The 20,232-nt window shown below is 33.2% G+C and carries 20 protein-coding genes; 16 read left to right on the top strand and 4 right to left on the bottom strand.

Annotated features, from left to right (window positions below):
• Window positions 1-18 precede the first annotated feature (18 nt).
• The 12 genes from gcvH (at window position 19) to LJY17_RS10010 (ending at window position 8,915) form a co-directional block, all read left to right on the top strand.
• Window positions 19-399: a glycine cleavage system protein GcvH gene (gene gcvH, locus LJY17_RS10065; RefSeq protein ID WP_264543696.1), complete on the top strand. Its 381-nt coding sequence runs from the start codon at window positions 19-21 to the stop codon at window positions 397-399.
• Window positions 368-757 (top strand): VanZ family protein, encoded by a 390-nt coding sequence (locus LJY17_RS10060; RefSeq protein WP_264543695.1) that lies wholly within the window; start codon window positions 368-370, stop codon window positions 755-757. The genes gcvH and LJY17_RS10060 overlap by 32 nt, the downstream gene beginning before the upstream one ends.
• Before the next feature lie 86 nt (window positions 758-843).
• A complete protein-coding gene (deoC, locus tag LJY17_RS10055; RefSeq protein WP_264543694.1) occupies window positions 844-1,587 on the top strand; it encodes a deoxyribose-phosphate aldolase in 744 nt (247 codons plus the stop codon).
• A gap of 5 nt (window positions 1,588-1,592) precedes the next feature.
• On the top strand, window positions 1,593-3,713 hold the full coding sequence (locus LJY17_RS10050; RefSeq protein ID WP_264543693.1) for a gliding motility protein RemB: 2,121 nt from the start codon (window positions 1,593-1,595) through the stop codon (window positions 3,711-3,713).
• A 73-nt stretch (window positions 3,714-3,786) separates the two neighbouring features.
• Complete coding sequence (gene cyoE / locus LJY17_RS10045) at window positions 3,787-4,689, top strand: heme o synthase (protein WP_264543692.1); 903 nt, start codon at window positions 3,787-3,789, stop codon at window positions 4,687-4,689.
• 8 nt (window positions 4,690-4,697) lie between these two features.
• On the top strand, window positions 4,698-5,282 hold the full coding sequence (locus LJY17_RS10040) for a cytochrome c oxidase subunit 3 (protein WP_264543691.1): 585 nt from the start codon (window positions 4,698-4,700) through the stop codon (window positions 5,280-5,282).
• A 40-nt stretch (window positions 5,283-5,322) separates the two neighbouring features.
• On the top strand, window positions 5,323-6,318 hold the full coding sequence (locus LJY17_RS10035) for a cytochrome c oxidase subunit 3 (RefSeq protein WP_264543690.1): 996 nt from the start codon (window positions 5,323-5,325) through the stop codon (window positions 6,316-6,318).
• Between the two features lie 19 nt (window positions 6,319-6,337).
• Window positions 6,338-6,688, top strand: coding sequence for a cytochrome C oxidase subunit IV family protein (locus tag LJY17_RS10030; protein ID WP_264543689.1), 351 nt, complete (start codon window positions 6,338-6,340; stop codon window positions 6,686-6,688).
• Between the two features lie 76 nt (window positions 6,689-6,764).
• Complete coding sequence (locus tag LJY17_RS10025; RefSeq protein ID WP_264543688.1) at window positions 6,765-7,439, top strand: hypothetical protein; 675 nt, start codon at window positions 6,765-6,767, stop codon at window positions 7,437-7,439.
• Between the two features lie 3 nt (window positions 7,440-7,442).
• A complete protein-coding gene (locus LJY17_RS10020; protein WP_264543687.1) occupies window positions 7,443-8,126 on the top strand; it encodes an SCO family protein in 684 nt (227 codons plus the stop codon).
• A complete protein-coding gene (locus LJY17_RS10015) occupies window positions 8,126-8,665 on the top strand; it encodes a DUF420 domain-containing protein (RefSeq protein ID WP_264543686.1) in 540 nt (179 codons plus the stop codon). Before LJY17_RS10020 ends, LJY17_RS10015 begins: the two co-directional genes overlap by 1 nt.
• Window positions 8,655-8,915: a hypothetical protein gene (locus LJY17_RS10010; protein ID WP_264543685.1), complete on the top strand. Its 261-nt coding sequence runs from the start codon at window positions 8,655-8,657 to the stop codon at window positions 8,913-8,915. The genes LJY17_RS10015 and LJY17_RS10010 overlap by 11 nt, the downstream gene beginning before the upstream one ends.
• A 3-nt stretch (window positions 8,916-8,918) precedes the next feature.
• On the opposite strand, the gene LJY17_RS10005 is transcribed toward LJY17_RS10010, so the two are convergent.
• Window positions 8,919-10,229 (bottom strand): DUF4403 family protein, encoded by a 1,311-nt coding sequence (locus LJY17_RS10005; protein WP_264543684.1) that lies wholly within the window; start codon window positions 10,227-10,229, stop codon window positions 8,919-8,921.
• Window positions 10,230-10,461: 232 nt separating this feature from the next.
• Here LJY17_RS10005 and LJY17_RS10000 point away from each other — a divergent pair, with 232 nt between their 5' ends.
• The 3 genes from LJY17_RS10000 (at window position 10,462) to tsaB (ending at window position 14,012) form a co-directional block, all read left to right on the top strand.
• Window positions 10,462-11,901: a TolC family protein gene (locus tag LJY17_RS10000; protein WP_264543683.1), complete on the top strand. Its 1,440-nt coding sequence runs from the start codon at window positions 10,462-10,464 to the stop codon at window positions 11,899-11,901.
• A 4-nt stretch (window positions 11,902-11,905) separates the two neighbouring features.
• Window positions 11,906-13,243, top strand: a complete 1,338-nt coding sequence (locus LJY17_RS09995; protein ID WP_264543682.1) for an efflux RND transporter periplasmic adaptor subunit — start codon at window positions 11,906-11,908, stop codon at window positions 13,241-13,243.
• Window positions 13,244-13,340: 97 nt separating this feature from the next.
• Entirely contained in the window at window positions 13,341-14,012 is a 672-nt protein-coding gene (gene tsaB / locus LJY17_RS09990) for a tRNA (adenosine(37)-N6)-threonylcarbamoyltransferase complex dimerization subunit type 1 TsaB (RefSeq protein ID WP_264543681.1), read from the top strand.
• Here the strand turns inward: tsaB and LJY17_RS09985 are convergent, their stop codons facing one another.
• From LJY17_RS09985 to LJY17_RS09975, 3 genes are all read right to left on the bottom strand, one after another.
• A complete protein-coding gene (locus LJY17_RS09985; protein ID WP_264543680.1) occupies window positions 14,013-14,366 on the bottom strand; it encodes an Rv0909 family putative TA system antitoxin in 354 nt (117 codons plus the stop codon).
• Between the two features lie 107 nt (window positions 14,367-14,473).
• Window positions 14,474-14,674, bottom strand: coding sequence for a dodecin family protein (locus tag LJY17_RS09980; protein ID WP_264543679.1), 201 nt, complete (start codon window positions 14,672-14,674; stop codon window positions 14,474-14,476).
• A gap of 64 nt (window positions 14,675-14,738) precedes the next feature.
• Window positions 14,739-15,635 carry a NifU family protein gene (locus tag LJY17_RS09975; RefSeq protein ID WP_264543678.1) on the bottom strand — a complete coding sequence of 299 codons (897 nt, stop codon included), beginning with the start codon at window positions 15,633-15,635 and terminating at the stop codon, window positions 14,739-14,741.
• Window positions 15,636-15,736: 101 nt separating this feature from the next.
• On the opposite strand from LJY17_RS09975, the gene LJY17_RS09970 reads away from it, so the two are divergent.
• Complete coding sequence (locus LJY17_RS09970; protein WP_264543677.1) at window positions 15,737-20,230, top strand: choice-of-anchor L domain-containing protein; 4,494 nt, start codon at window positions 15,737-15,739, stop codon at window positions 20,228-20,230.
• Window positions 20,231-20,232 lie beyond the last annotated feature (2 nt).

The following is a 20,232-nucleotide window of genomic DNA, read 5'->3' as shown; positions in this document are numbered from 1 at the left end:
GAATTAAAACACAAAAAAATGAACATACCAACTAATTTAAAGTACACTAAAGATCACGAATGGGTTAGCATCGATGGAGATATTGCTACGGTAGGAATTACAGATTTTGCTCAAAAAGAATTGGGTGATATTGTGTATGTTGAAGTTGATACTTTAGATCAAACGTTAAGTAAAGACGAAGTTTTTGGAACAGTTGAAGCAGTAAAAACAGTTTCAGATTTATTTTTACCTCTTTCAGGAGAAATAGTAGAATTTAATAATGAATTAGAATCTAATCCTGAAGTTGTAAACTCCGATCCTTATGGAGCAGCTTGGATGATAAAAGTTAAAATTTCTGATGCTTCAGAAATAGATTCGTTACTTTCTAGTGAAGATTATAAAACTCTTATCGGCGCTTAATAAGTATTCTTTTTGGATAGCTGTTTTTTGGACTGTTTTTATTTTATACTTCAGTTTTAAAACACCTAGTGCTGAGCCGAGCTTTTATTTTGAAAATGCTGACAAAGTAGTACATTTTACGTTCTATTTAGGATTTGTTTTTTTATGGTTTAGATATCTTATTTCTAAAAAAATAAGAATAAGTAAATATTTGTTTTTTTTATTTCTATCGGCAGTTGTTTTAGGTGTCATCATTGAAATATTACAAGGATTGTTAACCACAAATAGACAGGCTGATGTTTGGGATGCTGTTGCAAATAGTTTTGGAGCTTTAATAGGCGCTTTGATCTCAAAAAGAATGATAGGTAAAAATTTGTAATTAAAGAAAATCTTGTTTCAAATAAAATCAAAAAAAGATCCCACTTAGGTGGGATTTTTCTATTTTTATACCCTTATAATTATTTTATGAATATTAAGCAATATTTAGATTCTACCTATTTAAAAACAGCAGAACAAGCTGGTTTGTCTGAAAAAGAAAATACTAAAGTAGTTGAAGGATTTATTCAAGAGGCGATCGATGAAGGATTTAAGTTAATAATGATTCGTCCAGATAAAGTATCATTGGCTCATCAAATGATTTCGAAAGCAAAATCAGATGTTTTAATAGGTACTGTAATTGATTTTCCTGACGGAACTTCTGACTTTGATGTAAAACTTCAAGAAGCACAAGAGGCAATTAATAATTCAGTAGATGAATTAGATTATGTTATAAACTATCAAGCTTTTAAAAGAGGAGAAACAAATTTGGTCAAAAACGAAATAATTGAATGTACTAAAATTGGTTTACTCAATAAAAAAGCTGTAAAGTTTATTATTGAAGTAGCTGCACTAACAGATCAGCAAATTATTCAATTGTCTGCATTAATTAAAAATACTATTATTAGTAACTTCAAAGAAAATGATTATCAGAATGTCTTCGTAAAATCATCAACAGGATTTTACAAAACGGAAGATGATTTACCAAATGGAGCGACAGTACATACAATAAAAATGATGCTCGAAAATTCATGTCCATTACCAGTAAAAGCTGCAGGAGGAGTGCGAACTATTGATGAGGCAATGGAAATGATAAAATTAGGGGTAAAGCGCATTGGTACTTCTTCTGCAAAAGCGATTTCTAAAGGAGAAGTTTCAAACGATAATTATTAAACTACATGAAAAAAACACTTTTCCTTTTATTTTTTATTAGTCAGTATGCTTTTTCTCAAGTAAGTAATCAGGAAAAACACCCTGTCTTTCCAGCTTGTGAAAGTGTTTTTGATAAAGATTTAGAAAATTGTTTCTACAGTCAAATTCAAGATTTTGTTTATCAAAATTTCCAAGTGCCTGATGTTGCAAAACAAAATAATTTTAAAGGAAGAGTAATTACTCTTTTTGAAGTTGATACTTCTGGTGTTTTTAAAGTGCTGTATATTGATGCTAAATATCCTGAGCTTACAGCTGAAACAAAAAGAGTGTTTTTGGCTTTGCCAAAAATTAAACCTGCTACTTACAATGGCAATTCTACCTATGCAAAGTATACAATTAACATAGCTATACCATTGCAAAGTGCTGCTCAAATTGCAGAAGAAGAAAGGCTAGAGAAGGAAAGAAAGGAAAACGATTCTAAGTTTCTAGCAAATAAAGTTCATCCAGAATATGACCAAGTTTCGATAAATTATAAAGAATTTAAAAATCCTCAATTTTCGAGTAATTTAAACATACCTTTTTCTCATAATTATTATTCTCAATTTGAAGAGCAAATAAATCAAATTGGAACAAATAATCATACAGGGTCTAAACCTTATTCTTATAGTGAAGTTGCAAAATACTATGATTTTAATGAAGCTTATAGTCAAATTAAACTAAACAAGCAAAGTTGGGTGGGAAGAAAATTGTTTGATGAGCACATGGTTGCCATTCAAGGAGAGGATTATTGGTTCACAATCAATCCAGTTTTTGATTTGCGGCTGGGAAAAAGTAACCCAACAAAGCAAGATTATACGTTTGTAAATACAAGAGCGATAAATATTCAAGGCGGATTAGGTAGTCAAATTAACTTCACAACCACTATTTATGAGAGTCAGGGTGTTTTTGCTGACTATTATAATAGATATGCTGTTTCTATAAAACCTTCAGGAGGAAATCCTGCTATAGTTCCAGGTATAGGTCCTGCAAAAGAGTTTAAAGAGACAAAATTTGACTTTCCTTCGGCAGATGCTAATATAACATTTAAGCCAAGCAAGTTTTTTGATTTACAATTAGGCTATAGCAGAAATTTTATTGGGGATGGTTATCGTTCTTTGCTTGAAGGAGATGGAGCTAGTCCTTATCCGTACTTTAAGATCAATACTACTTTTTGGAAAATCAAATATACCAATACTTATATGTGGTTAAAAGATGTGAGGTCTGATGTTACTACAGATAGAACATATGCTACTAAATATATGGCGAATCATTATTTGAGTTGGAATGTTTCTAAACGTTTAAATATTGGTTTTTTTGAATCTGTCGTTTGGTCTAATCAAAATAATAGAGGATTTGATGTGAATTTTGTGAATCCAATTATATTTTATCGTTCTGTTGAATTTTCGTCCTCTTCACGAAGTGGAAATGCAGTGTTAGGATTAACTTCAAAATATAAATGGAATAATTATATAAATCTTTACGGACAATTTTTGCTAGATGAATTTGCGGTAGGTGATATGACTTCTGGTGAAAGAAGTTGGAGAAATAAATTCGGGTATCAACTTGGAGCGAAATATTACAACGCGTTTGGAGTAAAAAGACTTTATCTACAAGCAGAATACAATCATGTAAGACCTTATGTTTATGCGCATAGTAATCCTTTGACAAATTACGGACACAATAATCAAAGCATGGGGCATATTTGGGGGTCAAATTTCAGAGAGATAACTGCAATTGCTCGATACAATAAGAAAAGGTTGTTTGGAGAAGTAAAAATGAGTGCCGGGGTGCGAGGTTTCGATTTTGACACAGCTAATCCTAATGATGTTGAGTTAAACTATGGGTCTAATATTTATCAAAATTATGATGAGAATAGATCGAATGATAAAGGAGTTGTTGTTGGTCAAGGAAATAAAGCAAATATCATAATTGCTGATCTTCAAGCAGGATATTTATTGAATCCATCTACAAATATGAAGCTGTTTGGCAATTTTATCTATAGAAAGTTTTCACCTTCGGTAGATACTCCAAATGTATTCAAAGAAAATACAACTTGGTTTTCTGTAGGTTTACGATCAGATTTGTTTAATTGGTACTTTGATTATTAAAATTAACTAAATTAGATTTGATTTTTCCTATCGCTTATCCCTATCTTTGCAAAAGTTTTAAAAGTATGCTGTCTTGAGCAATTCAAATACGTCATTTTCAATACAATCTGTTCTAATAGACTTTAAAGAGATTACTAAAGCCGGTCTGGCGATTAGTGTGGTTTTTTCATCACTTGCAGGATATTTGCTAGGAGTCGATTATTTTTCGACTAATAGTATTTATGTTTTATTGATGTTGGCTATTGGTGGTTATTGTATGGTAGGAGCTTCAAATGCATACAATCAAATCATTGAAAAGGATTTAGATGCTTTGATGGATCGAACTAAGAATCGACCAATTCCTTCAGGTAGAATGTCGGTTAAAACAGCGTTTGTAGTTGCTTCAGTTTTAACCATTATAGGATTAACTATCCTTTATAATATAAATGAAAAAACGGCCATGTTTGGCGCAATTTCTATATTTCTTTATACTTGTGTGTATACGCCACTAAAAACAATAACACCTTTGTCAGTTTTTGTTGGGGCTTTTCCAGGAGCTATTCCTTTTATGTTGGGATGGGTTGCTGCAACGGGTGAATTTGGTATAGAAGCGGGAACGCTTTTTCTTATTCAATTTTTTTGGCAATTTCCTCATTTCTGGGCAATTGGTTGGTTTTTGTATGAAGATTATAAAAAGGGTGGTTTTTATATGCTGCCAACAGGGCATAAAGATAAATCGACTGCAATGCAAACCATATTATATACTGTGTGGTTAGTAGTAGCTTCGGTTTTGCCAACTTTTGGTTATACTGGTCAATTGTATTTGTCAACAGTAGCAACAATTGTGGTTGTCTTTTTGGGATTATGGATGCTTAGAGCGGCAGTAATGCTATATCAAAAAAGAGATGATAAAACCGCTAAAACATTAATGTTAGTGAGTGTTTCGTATATCTCACTTTTACAAATTGTATATATAACAGATAAATTTTTAAGATAATAACTACTATGGAGGCTATGACAATAGAGGAGCACAAACAAAAAACAGCTAGATCATACAAGCTTATTTTATTGTTTGGAATGCTAAGTATGTTTATGATGTTTGCAGGTTTAACCAGTGCCTATTTAGTAAGTGCGTCCCGAAAAGACTGGGTTCACACTATGGTGCTTCCTCAAGCTTTTACAATTAGTACTTTAATCATTATTGTGAGTAGTATTACTATTCATATGGCTAAACTTTCAATTAAAAAAGATGATAGAAAAAATACCACTTTGTTTTTGCTAGCGACTTTAGTATTGGGAATTGCTTTTGTGTTTTTTCAGTTTAAAGGATTTAGCCAAGTGGTAGAAATGGGGTATTATTTCACCGGTGCAGAAAGTAATGTGACGTCATCTTTCCTTTATATGCTTACCATTTTGCATATGGCTCACTTGTTTGGAGGAATAATTTCTTTATTAATTATAATTTATAATCATTTTAAACAAAAATACAATTCAACTCAAACCACTGGAATTGAGCTAGGTGCAATGTTTTGGCATTTTTTAGATTTTCTTTGGGTATATTTGTTTTTGTTTTTGTATTTCGTAAAATAAGAAAAAAACGTACATTTGACAACTTTTTAATTATAATTCTATGGCAACGACAGTTACTACAAGTGCTGAAGGTAAAACTTGGGGCGGCGGAAATGAGCCGATGAATGCTAGCTATGGTAAAATGATGATGTGGTTTTTCATCGTTTCCGATGCGTTAACATTCTCTGGATTCCTTGGCGCTTACGGTTTTTCGAGATTTAAATTTATTGAAACATGGCCTTTGGCAGATGAGGTGTTTACTCACTTCCCTTTCATGCATGGAGTGCCAGCGCCAATGTACTATGTGGCGTTAATGACTTTTATTCTAATTTTCTCATCTGTAACTATGGTATTAGCTGTAGATGCAGGACACCAAATGAAAAAGAATAAAGTTGTTTTGTATATGTTCTTAACTATCATTGGTGGTTTAATATTCGTAGGTTCTCAAGCTTGGGAGTGGAAAAACTTCATCAAGGGTGAGCATGGAGCTATTGAAACAAAAGGAGGGTCGTTGTTGCAATTTGTTAAAGTTGATAAAACACAACCTTCAGGTTATGCAAGAGTATCACTTTCAGAATTTGCTTCAAATACTCCAGAAGAAAGAGTTCAACACAAAAGAAGTAATGGATTGTGGTTTGTTGATGAGCCAGCATTAACTTCGGTTTCTGTAAACCAAGTTGTTGAAGGGTTTAAAGCTAATGAAGGAATTTTAGTTCGTTCTGAAAAGATAGATGCAACTACAAAACATAAAATTGTATTATCTCGCGAAGAGTCTCTTAAATTAGTTGAAAATGCTAAATATGTAGTAGAAGGAGCTAATTTAAAACGTAATGAGTACGGAAACAGATTATTTGCTGATTTCTTCTTCTTTATTACAGGTTTCCACGGTTTCCACGTATTCTCAGGAGTAGTTATTAATATCATCATTTTCTTAAATGTTTTATTAGGAACTTACGAAAGAAGAGGAAGCTACGAGATGGTAGAGAAAGTTGGATTATACTGGCACTTTGTAGATTTAGTTTGGGTATTCGTATTTACATTCTTCTATTTAGTGTAATTTAAAAGATTAAGTTATTATGGGACACGCACACGAATCAAACGTTGGTAGAATCTGGAAAGTTTTCGGGATATTATCACTAATCACAGTAGTAGAGGTTGCACTAGGTATTTATAAACCTCATTCATTGCATTTTACAAATGTTTTGGGGATGAACCTTTTAAACTGGATCTTTATAATCTTAACAGTTGCAAAAGCATACGGAATTATGTGGGCTTTCATGCACTTAGAAGGTGAAAAAGCATCACTTCGTTGGTCAATTGTAGGGCCGCTAGTATTTTTGATTATCTATTTGGTTTTCATTTTATTGGTAGAAGCAGATTATATTTATGACGTATTTAAAACTTCTACAATTAAGTGGAATTTTTAACAACATATTATTTAAAATTAAATCCCGATTCGTCGGGATTTTTTTATTTTTGTACCTACTAAAATTTCTTTTTCTTATGAAGAAAAAACTAATACTACTTGTCTTGTTAGCATTGCCAATTGTTATTTATTTAATATTTGCTTCAGCTACACACAATCAACTTTTTTTACCTACTATTTCTAAGAATAATAAAGAACTGCCTAATTGGCCATCTTTAGATGGAAAAACGATTACTCTCAAGGATAAAATATCTGTTGTGGGTTTTTTAGGAAGTGATATAAAGAAAAATCAAGGAAACATATTCAATTTAAATCAAAAGATATATGATAAGTATGTTGGTTTTAAAGACTTTCAAATTGTAATGATTGCCAATGAGGGATCTCAAGAGCAAGTTAAAGAGTTAATAGAAAAGCTTTCTGGTTTTACTGAAAATATGAAAGCATGGAAATTTGTTTTTGCTAAACCCGAAGAAATTCAAGCCTATTATGATTCATTTCATTTGGTTGGTAAGCTTGATGCTGATAAAAGTACATCCGCAGTCATTATTCTAGATAAAGATAGAAATCACAGAGGGAGAAAAGGTAAGAATAAAGAAGGGGTGGAGGAATATAAGGAAAGTTACAATACTACTTCAGCTGCTGATTTGCATAACGATATGTCAGATGACGTTAAAATTATGCTACGTGAATACCGTCTAGCATTAAAAAGAAATAACAGTAAAAAGGACTTCCGTTTACACGAAAAAAAGTAAAGAATGAAAAATAAGTCTTACATAGGAATGGCTTTTGTCATTTTAGTTTTTGGAATTTTAGTTATTCCAAAAATTGTCGAACGTATCAAAAACAATGATGTTGTAAAAGGTGATCGATTAAACTCTATTGGTGATACAAGTACTGCTAAAGCTGATTTGTTGACAATTGGACCAGCACCAAAGTTTTCGTTAACTAATCAAGACAATAAAACTATTTCGAATGAAACCTATAAGGGTAAAGTGTATGTTGTAGAATTCTTTTTCTCAACTTGTCCTACAATTTGTCCTATTATGAACAGAAACATGAAGTTTGTTCAAGAAAGTTTTGCTTCTAATACAAACTTTGGAATTGCTTCAATTACAATCAATCCTGAAAATGATACTCCGGAAATTTTAAAGAAACATGCAGAAGATATTGGCGCAAAAGGAATGAATTGGAACTTTTTGACAGGAGATAAAGAGAGCATTTTTGGGATAGCTAATAAAGGCTTTAATTTATATGTCGGAGAGAATAAAAAAGTAAATGGTGGATTCGAACATTCGGGATTATTTGCGTTGATAGATAAAGAAGGAAATATTAGAAGCCGCAAAGATGATTTTGGTAATCCAATTATATATTATGACGGATTAAAAGAAGAAGGAGTAAAACAATTGAAGCAAGATATAACAAAACTACTAGCAGAATAATGGAAAACAATACAGAAAAAAAATATAACGTTTGGATTACAATTTTATCGGTTGCAATACCTTTAGTAGTTGCCTTGCTGTTTAAAGTTAAATTGAAAGATTTTGGATTTGATGTAAAACCTTTGTCTTTTTTACCTCCAATTTATGCTACCATAAACGGAATTACTGCTATTATTTTAGTTTGGGCCGTTATTTCTATTAAAAATGGAAAGAGAAGGCTTCATGAAAATTTAATGAAAATAGCAATTGGTTTGTCTGTTGCATTTTTGGCTATGTATGTAGCGTATCATATGACTGCTGAAGCAACGCCTTATGGTGGTGAAGGAGCGATGAGAGCAATTTATTTCTTTATATTAATTACACACATAACACTTTCAATTGTAATTATTCCTTTGGTATTAATTACTTATGTAAGGGCTTTAGCTGAACGTTTTGACAAGCACAAAAAAATAGCAAAAATTACTTTTCCTATTTGGCTGTATGTAGCAGTTACTGGTGTTGTAGTTTATCTTATGATTTCTCCTTATTATGTTAATTAGTCGAAATTCAAAACTTGAAATTCAAAAGTTAAAAGCAACAGCTTTATTGTTTGTTGCTTATTTTCTATTGCCAGTTACTTCAAATGCTCAATGTGCTATGTGTAGAGCTTCTTTAGAAAGTACAGGAGATGTTTCTCAAGCAGAAGCTGTTAACGATGGGATAGTGTATTTAATGGTTATTCCTTATGTTTTAGTGGCATTAATAGGCTTTGCAGTTTATAAAATGTTCCAAAAAAAGAAAATTAGTTAGTTTCTACATTCCGTTGATGTTTACCTTAATATTTCCAGTTATTCCTAAAAAAGCAACTATAGAGGTATTTGTAAGTTGTACTTTTTCAAAAGTTATATCATTCATTTTTCCATTTACAAAAACGCCAGTTACAGGAGAGTAGTTATTTAGGTATTGAAGCATTGTCTTCTTTCCTTCGTCTAAATTAGGTTGAATAGAATAGCGGCAACTTTCTTTTATTTTGGTTAAAACCATTCCTTGAAAAAGCCAGTTGGCAGTTTTCATTAAACGACTTTTTGTTTCCAAGGCATAATCTAAGTCATCAAAATATAATTCTTTTTTTTCAGCATCAAATTGAGGCAAACCTGAAAGATAAATTCTTCCATTAAGACTTCCCAACATATCTAATGCAATTATCATTTTGCCACGTTTGTGCCAAATTTCAACATTCTGAATTGTCACTTTTCTTTTTCCAGAGCCAAATTCCTGTCCTTTGAAGTTCTGTGTCATTATTCTTGATGCATCCTGAAAAGTAGAAACTGCAGTAATGTTTGCAACAACTTTATCAGGTAAATTAGAAGTGGTTTTTAAAACAATTTTATTTCTATCAAAAAACGATTTTGGTTTTAAACCAATGCTTGATTCCATCAAACACTTTAGTCCTACAGTCAAGTTAACGGCATTCGCTTTAAGTTGAGCTTCGGTTGCATACAATTCTTGCGGAGTTACTTTTAACCAAGATTGATAAGTAGCACTCATTTCGATTGGATCACTTACTTTTTGCATTAAATCGAGCATGTTGGATTTAAAATCCAATGTCTTATTCAGTGATTCGTCTATCTTTCTCTCGATTTTAGATTTGAATATTCTTATTGTTGGGTTTACTAAGTAAGTTATAGATACTAATTTTCCTGCGATAGTTATTGTTGGGCTTTCTTGCCATTCAATATTTTCTAATGATGTAATTGTAGTGACTTTCCAATTACTCATTTTTACATCACTTAAAAGAGTTATAGTTCCGTTTAAATTAAACTCTCTAATGTCATAAATATTCATTCCTAAAGCATCTGTGCCATATTTTACTTTAGCCCAAATTTTTAGCGGAACAATAGTTTTTAGTTTATTATTTTCTTCAGAAATTAAAATAGGAGCGCTTTTCCAAATTTTCATTTGAGTTTTATCATCTTCTAAATCATTGTCTTCATAAATCAATCCATTTAATGATTTGTTAGTTTGAGTTTCTATGTCTTTTAATGATAAGTTTACTGGAAAACTAATGTAAGAAGATGTTATGGGGTATTTTATAGGCAAGGCTTCATCAGGTTCTGGCTTCATTAACTCGATTTTTTGTGAACTCGAGCAACTATTAAATAAAAATCCTATCAAACTGAAGGCCATAACAAAAAAATATCTTTTCATAACAAGGTGTTGGTCAGCAAATGTAAATTATTTTCTAAAAAATATTGTTTCAAAAATGTAACAAAAAAGAAAATCAGATGTCTTATTGTGAAATTATGTAAGATTTAATTGGTAAATAATTAAATTTGAAATACACTTTCAATTACAAATGAAGCAAATTAAAATTAGTGGTTTATTTATAATTCTTTTTATGTCACTTCAGTCTTTTGGGCAAGAAAAAAAGTGGACCTTAGAAGAATGTGTAGACTACGCTATTAAAAATAATATTTCAATAAAGCAAACTGTTTTAGATAATCAAACATCTAAAATAAGTAAGAGTGATGCTTTTGGTAATTTCTTGCCAACCGTCAATGGTCAGGCTTCACATTCATGGAATATAGGTTTAAACCAAAATATCACTACAGGTTTATTAGAAAATCAAACAACACAGTTTACTTCTGCAGGATTAAATGTCAATGTTGATATTTACAAGGGTTTGCAAAATCAAAACCAACTTAGAAAAGCTAATCTTTCGATAATTGCTTCTCAGTATCAGTTAACGAAAATACAGGAAGACGTTTCTTTAAATGTGGTTAATGCTTATTTGCAAATTGTATTTAATAAAGAAAGCGTGAAGGTGCAACAAGAGCAATTAGCTTATGATAACAAGCAATTGGAAAAAACAACTGAACTTGTTGAAGCTGGCGTTATTCCTAAAGGAGATTTGTTGGATGTTAAAGCGACAGTAGCTACAGATAATCAAAGGTTAATTGCTGCAGAAAATGCATTGTTGATTTCTAAATTAAGTTTAGCTCAGTTATTGCAGTTAAAAGAATTTACAACTTTTGATATTGCTGATGGAGATGTGGTTGTTCCCGAAAGTGGAATCTTACTTCAAGATCCTAAAACGATTTATGATAAAGCAAAGGAATTACGTACTGAATTAAAAATTGCTCAAACTAATGTGTCGATTGCAGAAAAAGACGTGAAAATTGCACGTGCTGCTTATCAACCATCATTAACTGGATTTTACAGTTTTAATACTAGAGCCGCTTATTCTGACAGAGTTGTTGGTATTGTTCCAAATGCTTCAAATCCAACTTCAGTAATTGGATATGTTGATGGAACGGGACAAGAAGTAGTTCAGCCTAATTTTTCGCCTATTTTAGGTAAGCCAGATGCTGTTTTTAATCAGTTTAGCAATAATAAAGGTCAAAATTTTGGGCTTTCATTGCAGGTGCCAATCTTTAATGGTTTTGCAGCACGAAATAGTGTTTCCAGATCAAAAATTGCGTTGGAACGTTCAAAAATTGCACTACAACAATCTGAAGTTGATTTAGAAAGAACGGTTTATACAGCTTATACAGATACAAAAGGAGCTCAAAAATCGTATGAAGCAGCTATAGTTTCGTATGAAGCAAGACAAAAAGCATTGGAATATGCTAAAGAAAGATATGAAGTTGGATTAATGAATGTATTTGATTTTAATCAAGCTCAAAATATGTTTATCACAGCTCAATCTGAAGTGTTAAGAACAAAATATGACTATATTTTTAGAACAAAAATTTTAGAATTCTATTTCGGTATTCCGATTTTTACAAAACAATAGTATCATGACAAAAAAAACAAAATATATATTACTTGGTGGAACCGTTTTATTGATAATTACTTTGCTTGGTTTAAGTAAAAGTGGTGTTATTGGTAATAAAAAGAAAGGAACTGAGGTAGAAGTAGTTATTGTTGAACATAGAACTGTGGTAGAAACAGTTTCGGCTACTGGGAAAATTCAGCCCGAAATAGAGGTTAAAATATCATCTGAAGTTTCTGGAGAAATTATTGCTTTGCCTGTAAAAGAAGGACAAATAGTTAAAAAAGGAGATTTATTGGTTAGGGTTAATCCTGAATTATATGTTTCTGGTTTAAATAGATCAAAATCTGGTTTGTCTAATACTAAAGCAGGATTAAGTCAAGCTGATGCACAGTTTAAAGAAGCTAAATCAAATTATGAGCGTAATAAAAAACTTTTTGAAAAAGGAGTAATCTCTCGTTCTGAATGGGAAAAGTCAATAGCAACATTTGAAGGAGCTCAAGCAGCAAAACAAGCGGCATATTATAATGTAGAAAGTGCTTCGGCAACAGTGAGTGAGTCTAAAGAAAATTTAGGTAAAACAGCAATTTATGCCCCAGTTGACGGAACTATTTCAAAGCTTGATGTAGAATTAGGAGAAAGAGTTTTAGGAACTCAACAAATGGCAGGTACTGAAATGATGAGGGTTGCAAACCTTAATAATATGGAAGTTGAAGTTGATGTTAATGAAAACGATATTGTGAAAATTGAAATAGGTGATTCTGCTAAAGTTGAAGTTGATGCTTACTTGAAAAAAGAATTTAAAGGAATTGTAACTAGTATTTCAAACTCTGCAAGTACGGCACTCTCTGCTGATCAGGTGACTAATTTTAAAGTGAAAGTAAGAATTGTAAAAGAATCTTATGCTGACTTACTTAAAGGGAAACCGTCTAATTTTTCACCTTTTAGACCGGGAATGACAGCTACGGTAGATATTATTACTGAAAGAAAAGAAAATATTGTTGCTGTGCCAATCAGTTCGGTGGTAATGCGTACTGATACTACTGCGACAAGGAATGCTTATATTGATAAGGATGCTAAAAATGAAGAAGAAGGAAATAAGCCAGTCGTAAAAAACGAAAAACGCTATGAGTGTGTTTTTGTAAAAAGTGGTGATAAAGTAAAATTAAGAATTGTTACTACTGGAATTCAAGACGATACTTTTATAGAAGTACTTAGCGGATTGAAAAAGGGAGAAACAATTGTTTCTGGGCCTTATACGGTTGTAACTAAAGAGCTTAATCCTGGTGATCAGGTTTATGTGAAAACCAAAGAGGAAAAAGAAGCGGAAAGCAAAAAAATCAAAGATAAAAAAGACAGCTAAAAATTAAATTTTAATTGATTATTTCTGAAAAGCTCTTTAACTTTTAAGTTTTGGAGCTTTTTGTTTTTTAATACCTTTGCAATTATAATACTTTGTTATGACATATATTCTTTCAATAGAAACAGCAACTAAAAATTGTTCAGTATCACTATCGTTAAATGGTGATACAATAAGTACACGAGAAGTATCTGAGGAAGGATATTCACATGCTGAAAAACTACATGTTTTTATTGAAGAAGTTTTGAAAGAAGTTCAAATTGATTTCTCAAAATTATCGGCTGTTGCAGTAAGTCAAGGGCCAGGTTCTTATACTGGTCTGAGGATTGGTGTTTCAGCAGCTAAAGGTATTTGTTATGCGTTAAATATTCCTTTAATAGCAATTGATACATTAGAGGTGTTAGCCAGAAAACTTTCTATAGATAAAGGTGTAATTGTTCCTATGATTGATGCTAGAAGGATGGAGTGTTATACAGCTGTTTTTAGTTCAGATTTTGTTTTAAAAAGAGAAATTAAATCTGAAATTATTACTGAAGATTCATTTTCTGATATTGATGAAATAATCCATTTTGTAGGTGATGGTGCGGCTAAATGTAAAGAGGTTTTAAAAGATAAAAAATTTGTTTATCATGATGATTCTATTTTTCCATCTTCAAAACAAATGGGAGCTTTAGCATTTGAAAAATATAAAAAAAGCGACACTGTTAATGTCGCTTACTTTGAGCCTTTTTATCTAAAGGATTTTATGATTACTACATCATCAGCTAAATAATTACTTAGTTTCTTCTGTTGTATTGTCTAATTTTTCATCAACAAAGTTGTTTGCTTTTTCTTCTGCAGAATTTACTGCTCCATGTGCTAAATCTTCAACTTTGTCTATTGCAGCTTCTGCCTTTTCTTTTACAGTATCAACTATGTTGTCTATTGTTTCTGCAGCTTTAGGAACAAATTCTTTGATTTTCTCACCAGCTTGTTCAGCAAAATCCTCAACTTTGTCTACAAGTGGCGCTGCGCTTTCTTTTGCCTTGGCAATAGCATCATCGGCAAAATCACTTACTTTTTCAGTGATTTCTTCTACTTTTTCTTTTGAGCCAAATAGATTCTTAAAAAAACTTCCAATTCCCATTTTGATTTGATTTTAAGTTAATTACAGTAATATTACGAATTTTTATCATAAGATTAAAGAAAAAACGCACTTCATCTGAAGTGCGTTTTTATATGGATGTTTATTTATTACTCAATTTCAAAAGTCAACTTCAAATTAACCCTGTATTCAGTTACTTTTCCGTCTTTTACTGTTGCGCTTTGATCTTGTACATAAACGGAACGAATATGTTTAACAGATTTTGATGCTTTTTCTACTGCTTTAGATGTTGCATCTTCCCAACTGGTTGTCGAACTTGACAAAACTTCAATTACTTTTAATACTGACATAACTTATTGGTTTTTAGTTGTTAATTCCCTTAAAGTTATGAATTATAAAAATAAAAACAAAAGTCTATCCGTTTAAGGCTTCAACTTTAAGTTCTTGATCATGAAGCATTTCTTTTAGCATGTTTTCAATACCGTTCTTAAGTGTGAAAGTTGATGATGGACAACCACTACATGCTCCTTGTAAAATTACTTTTACTGTTTTGTCGTTTTCCGAAAATGAATCAAACAATATATTCCCACCATCAGCTGCAACTGCAGGCTTAATATATTCTTCTATTATATTGATTATTTTTTGAGAAGTAACATCTAGATTGTCGAAGTTTTTAATTTGTTGTTTTTCTTGATTTTCTAATTGTTCAACTTTGGTTTCATCAACGGCAATATTTCCGCTTTCAATAAAATCTTTAATAAATGTTCTAATTTCATTGGTAACATCTTGCCACTCACTAACAGTATACTTGGTTATAGAAATGTAGTTTTCATCGATAAAAACTTCTTTTACAAAAGGGAATTTAAATAATTCTTTTGCGAGAGGTGAAGCTTGTGTTTCGTCTATGTTTTTACATTCTACAATGCTTTTAGTTAATAAACGACTCGCGACAAACTTCATTACAGAAGGATTTGGTGTGCTCTCTGCATAAACTGTTACAGGTACTTTTTTATTTTCCTCTTTAGGTTTTACAACCTCTCCACCAGCATTAACATAAGTTTCCATTTGTTCTGCCACTTCATGTTTTACATCGTCCCATTCTACGATGCTAAATTTTTCAATAGCGATAAAATTTCCCGAAATGTAAACTGTTTTAACAAAAGGAAGGTAGAATAGTTGCTGAGCAAGTTTAGAATCCTTGCATTCGTCTATGTTTTTAAACTCAAAACTTTGATTTGGGCTAATAAAATATGAAAATTCAAATTTCAATATATTCGGGTTTTGAGTGCTTTTTATAGTGATTAATTTCATTACTGTTATTTTTTTTGCAAAATTAACAAACAAAATCCATTTGAAAGTGTAAATTTGGCAAATTATAACTTTTTAACGTTTATTTTAACACACAACTATAAATGAAGAAACTTTACTTATTAATTTTATTGTTTTTTGTGATTTTTGCACAAGCACAGCTTACAGTAAACAATACTCAAACTCCAGCACAGTTAGTCCAAAATGTGTTGGTAGGCAATGGAGTAACTCCATTTAATATTAAATTTAATGGTTCTACTGCAAATGCTAGTGCGATTCGAGATCAAGTAGGAGAGTTTGTTACCAATTTTAATCCTACTAATTTAGGACTTGATAGAGGTTTAATTTTATCAACAGGTAATGCACAAGTTGCTCTTGGACCCAATAATTCTGGTGCTGCTAGTTTGCAAACTACCACGCCAACACAAAATGATCCAGACTTAGCTTTACTTTCTGGTCAAACAATTAGAAATGTTGCGATTATTGAATTCGATTTTTTGGCAACTGGACCTAATTTGCGTTTTGATTTTGTTTTTGCTTCAGAAGAATATCCTGAATTTGTTGGCAGTATAAACGATAGTTTTGGTTTTTTTTTAAGTGGACCTGGCATTTCAGGACCATTTAGTGGGGGTGTGGCAAAAAATATTGCCATAGTGCCTTCTACCACAACACCAACCACTATTAATACAGTTAATAATGGAAATGCAAATAATGGACCATGTAATAATTGCGCTTATTACTATAATAATTTAACAACAGGTCAAAATCCAACTACATGGAATCCAGCTTACTCGGTACAGTATGATGGTTTTACAAAAAACTTGAGTGCACAAGCTGAGTTAATCTGTGGACAAACATATCATATTAAATTAGCAATTGGAAACGCATCTGATAATTTATATGATTCAGCTGTTTTTCTTAAAGATTTTAAGATTGAACCATTGGTATTAACTGATGCTTCTGGTGCAGATTCATATATAGGTTGCGAAGGTCCAGTTACTATTAATTCAGGGATAAGTCCCGTTGGAAATACTATTGTATGGACCCATGATACTTATGTTATGACAGGTATTACTACACCATCAATAACGGTAACTCAACCTGGAATTTATCAATTAAGTGTTTATAATTCAACAGGCTGCTTAATTGCTCGAGATGATTTTCAAGTTATATATTATACAAATCCTTTGGTTGAACCACTTGATTTAATTGCGTGTACATCTGTAAGTGGACCTCCATACACATATAATCTTAATCAAAATGTTTATATGTTAAATGGGCAAAATGCTTCTGATTTTAGTATTGTGTATCACTCAGGTTCTGCTACTGGTCCTGTTATTCCAAATGGAAGCTTGGCGACTTATTCTAGTGCTGGTGCAGGTGAGTCTATTTGGGTAATAATAGAAGATTTGAATAATACAGGTTGTACTTTTGAAACATCTTTTTTACTAAATACTACAGCTGGTCCAAGTGGAAGTTTTAGTTACACACCTGCTACTTATTGTGAGTCGATTACATCGCCACAGGCTGTAACATTAAGTGCATTGACATCGGGAGGTGTTTTTAGTGCTACACCAGCAGGATTGATTATAGATCCAACTACAGGAGCAATTACACCAAATGGTAGTACACCTAATACATATACAGTTCATTATGATATAGTTGCATCGGGAAGTTGTCCAGCATTTTCGGCACCAACATTCACTGTGACAATAAATCCAGCTCCAACAGCGCCAGCAGTAACGGTTGTTCAACCAACATGTACGGTGACTACAGGTTCCATTACTGTAACTTCTCCATTAGGAGCGGGTTATGAATATAGTGTCGATAATGGCATGAACTATCAATCTAATCCATTATTTCCAGGATTACCACCTGGATCATACATAGTTATTGTAAGAGATATCAGTTCTTCTTGTGTATCTTCGACAACTCCTGTTACCATTAATACCCCTCCGGGATCACCTTCAATACCGCTTGTTGGAACAACAGCACCAACATGTACAGCAGATGGATCGAGCACAATCACAAATTACGATCCTACGTTAACTTATACTTTCACCCCAGCAGGTCCTACAGTAGGCGCAGGTGGAGTTATTACAGGTATGTTGGTTGGAACATCTTATACAGTAACAGCAACTAATGCGACTTGTTCTTCTGCTCCATCAGCAGCATTTAGTAATTTACCAATGCTAATTACTCCAGTAGTTCCAATAACTAGTACAACAGCGGCTACATGTACAGCAGATGGATCAAGCACGATTACAAATTATGTAGCAGCTCAAATCTATACTTTCACCCCAACAGGTCCAACAGTAGGCGCAGGTGGAGTGATTACAGGTATGGTTGCAGGAACGAGTTATACCGTGACAGCAGGTAATGGAAGTTGTACATCGGCAGCTTCGGCATCATTTAATAATCCAGTTATGCTTACAACTCCTGTAGTTCCAACAATAAACACAGCATCAGCAACTTGTACAGCAAATGGATCAAGTACGATAACCAATTATGTTGCGACGTTAACTTATACTTTCACCCCAGCAGGTCCTACAGTAGGCGCAGGTGGAGTTATTACAGGTATGTTGGTTGGAACATCTTATACAGTAACAGCAACTAATGCGACTTGTTCTTCTGCTCCATCAGCAGCATTTAGTAATTTACCAATGCTAATTACTCCAGTAGTTCCAATAACTAGTACAACAGCGGCTACATGTACAGCAGATGGATCAAGCACGATTACAAATTATGTAGCAGCTCAAACCTATACTTTCACCCCAACAGGTCCAACAGTAGGCGCAGGTGGAGTGATTACAGGTATGGTTGCAGGAACGAGTTATACCGTGACAGCAGGTAATGGAAGTTGTACATCGGCAGCTTCGGCATCATTTAATAATCCAGTTATGCTTACAACTCCTGTAGTTCCAACAATAAACACAGCATCAGCAACTTGTACAGCAAATGGATCAAGTACGATTACCAATTATGTTGCGACGTTAACTTATACTTTCACCCCAGCAGGTCCTACAGTAGGCGCAGGTGGAGTTATTACAGGTATGGTTATAGGAACGAGTTATACCGTGACGGCAGGTAATGGAAGTTGTTCATCAGTTGCATCAGCGGCATTTAGTAATGCAGCAATGTTAGTTACTCCAGTAGTTCCAACGACAGCAACAACAGCGGCTACATGTACAGCAGCTGGATCAAGCACGATTACAAATTATGTAGCGGGTCAAACCTATACTTTCACCCCAACAGGTCCAACAGTAGGCGCAGGTGGAGTTATTACAGGTATGATTGCTGGAACGAGTTATACCGTGACGGCAGGTAATGGAAGTTGTACATCGGCAGCTTCGGCATCATTTAATAATCCAGTTATGCTTACAACTCCTGTAGTTCCAACAATAAACACAGCATCAGCAACTTGTACAGCAAATGGATCAAGTACGATTACCAATTATGTTGCGACGTTAACTTATACTTTCACCCCAGCAGGTCCTACAGTTGGAGCAGGTGGAGTGATTACAGGTATGGTTATAGGAACGAGTTATACCGTGACGGCAGGTAATGGAAGTTGTTCATCAGTTGCATCAGCGGCATTTAGTAATGCAGCAATGTTAGTTACTCCAGTAGTTCCAACGACAGCAACAACAGCGGCTACATGTGCGGCAGATGGGTTGAGTACAATTACCAATTATAATGCTGCACAGACGTATGTTTTCACCCCAACAGGTCCAACAGTAGGCGCAGGTGGAGTTATTACAGGTATGACAGCAGGTATAAGTTATACGGTAAAGGCTAGTAACGGAAGTTGCTTATCGGGAGCATCGATAGCGTTTAAAAACCCTGAAAAACTTACCACTCCAGTGATGACCTTAACTAATGGCTATGTTTGTGTGGATCCAAATTCAGGAGCTGTGTTGAATACTTATACAATTACGGCTAATTTAAGCGCGACAGATTATAGTTTCCAATGGACAGATAGTTCAGGAGCGATAGTAGGAGGATCAGGAAATTCATATACAGCATCAGCACCAGGAACTTATACTGCAATTGCAACTCCACTCACATCGGCAGTATGTCCGCCATTACCAGCACAAGCTACAGTAGTTCCATCATCATGGCCACAGGCTTTAGATGTAGTTACTTCAGAATATTTTGCAGATGTAATGAGTATTAATGTAATGGCTACACCAGCAGGGAATTATGAATATTCGTTAGATGGTGGAGATTACCAAAGCAGCAGTGTGTTTACAGATGTAACACCTGGAGAACACACAGTCACGGTTCGTGATGTACATCAGTGTGGAGATATTTCAATTACTACTACACTTATTGATTTTCCAAGATATTTCACGCCAAATGGTGATGGCTATCATGATACGTGGAATATTTCTGCCTTACAAGGTCAGTCTAATTCAAAAATTCATATCTTTGACAGATTTGGAAAATTACTGAAAGAAATCAGACCTTCGAGTAGTGGTTGGAACGGTACCTTTAACGGACAAGACTTGCCATCAACAGATTACTGGTTTGTGGTATTCTACCAAGAAAAAGGACAAAACAAAGAATTTAAATCCCATTTCTCTTTAAAACGATAAAT

Source organism: Flavobacterium hankyongi (assembly GCF_036840915.1).
GTDB classification, from domain to species: Bacteria; Bacteroidota; Bacteroidia; order Flavobacteriales; family Flavobacteriaceae; genus Flavobacterium; species Flavobacterium hankyongi.
This window is presented reverse-complemented; position numbering and strand designations above follow the sequence as displayed.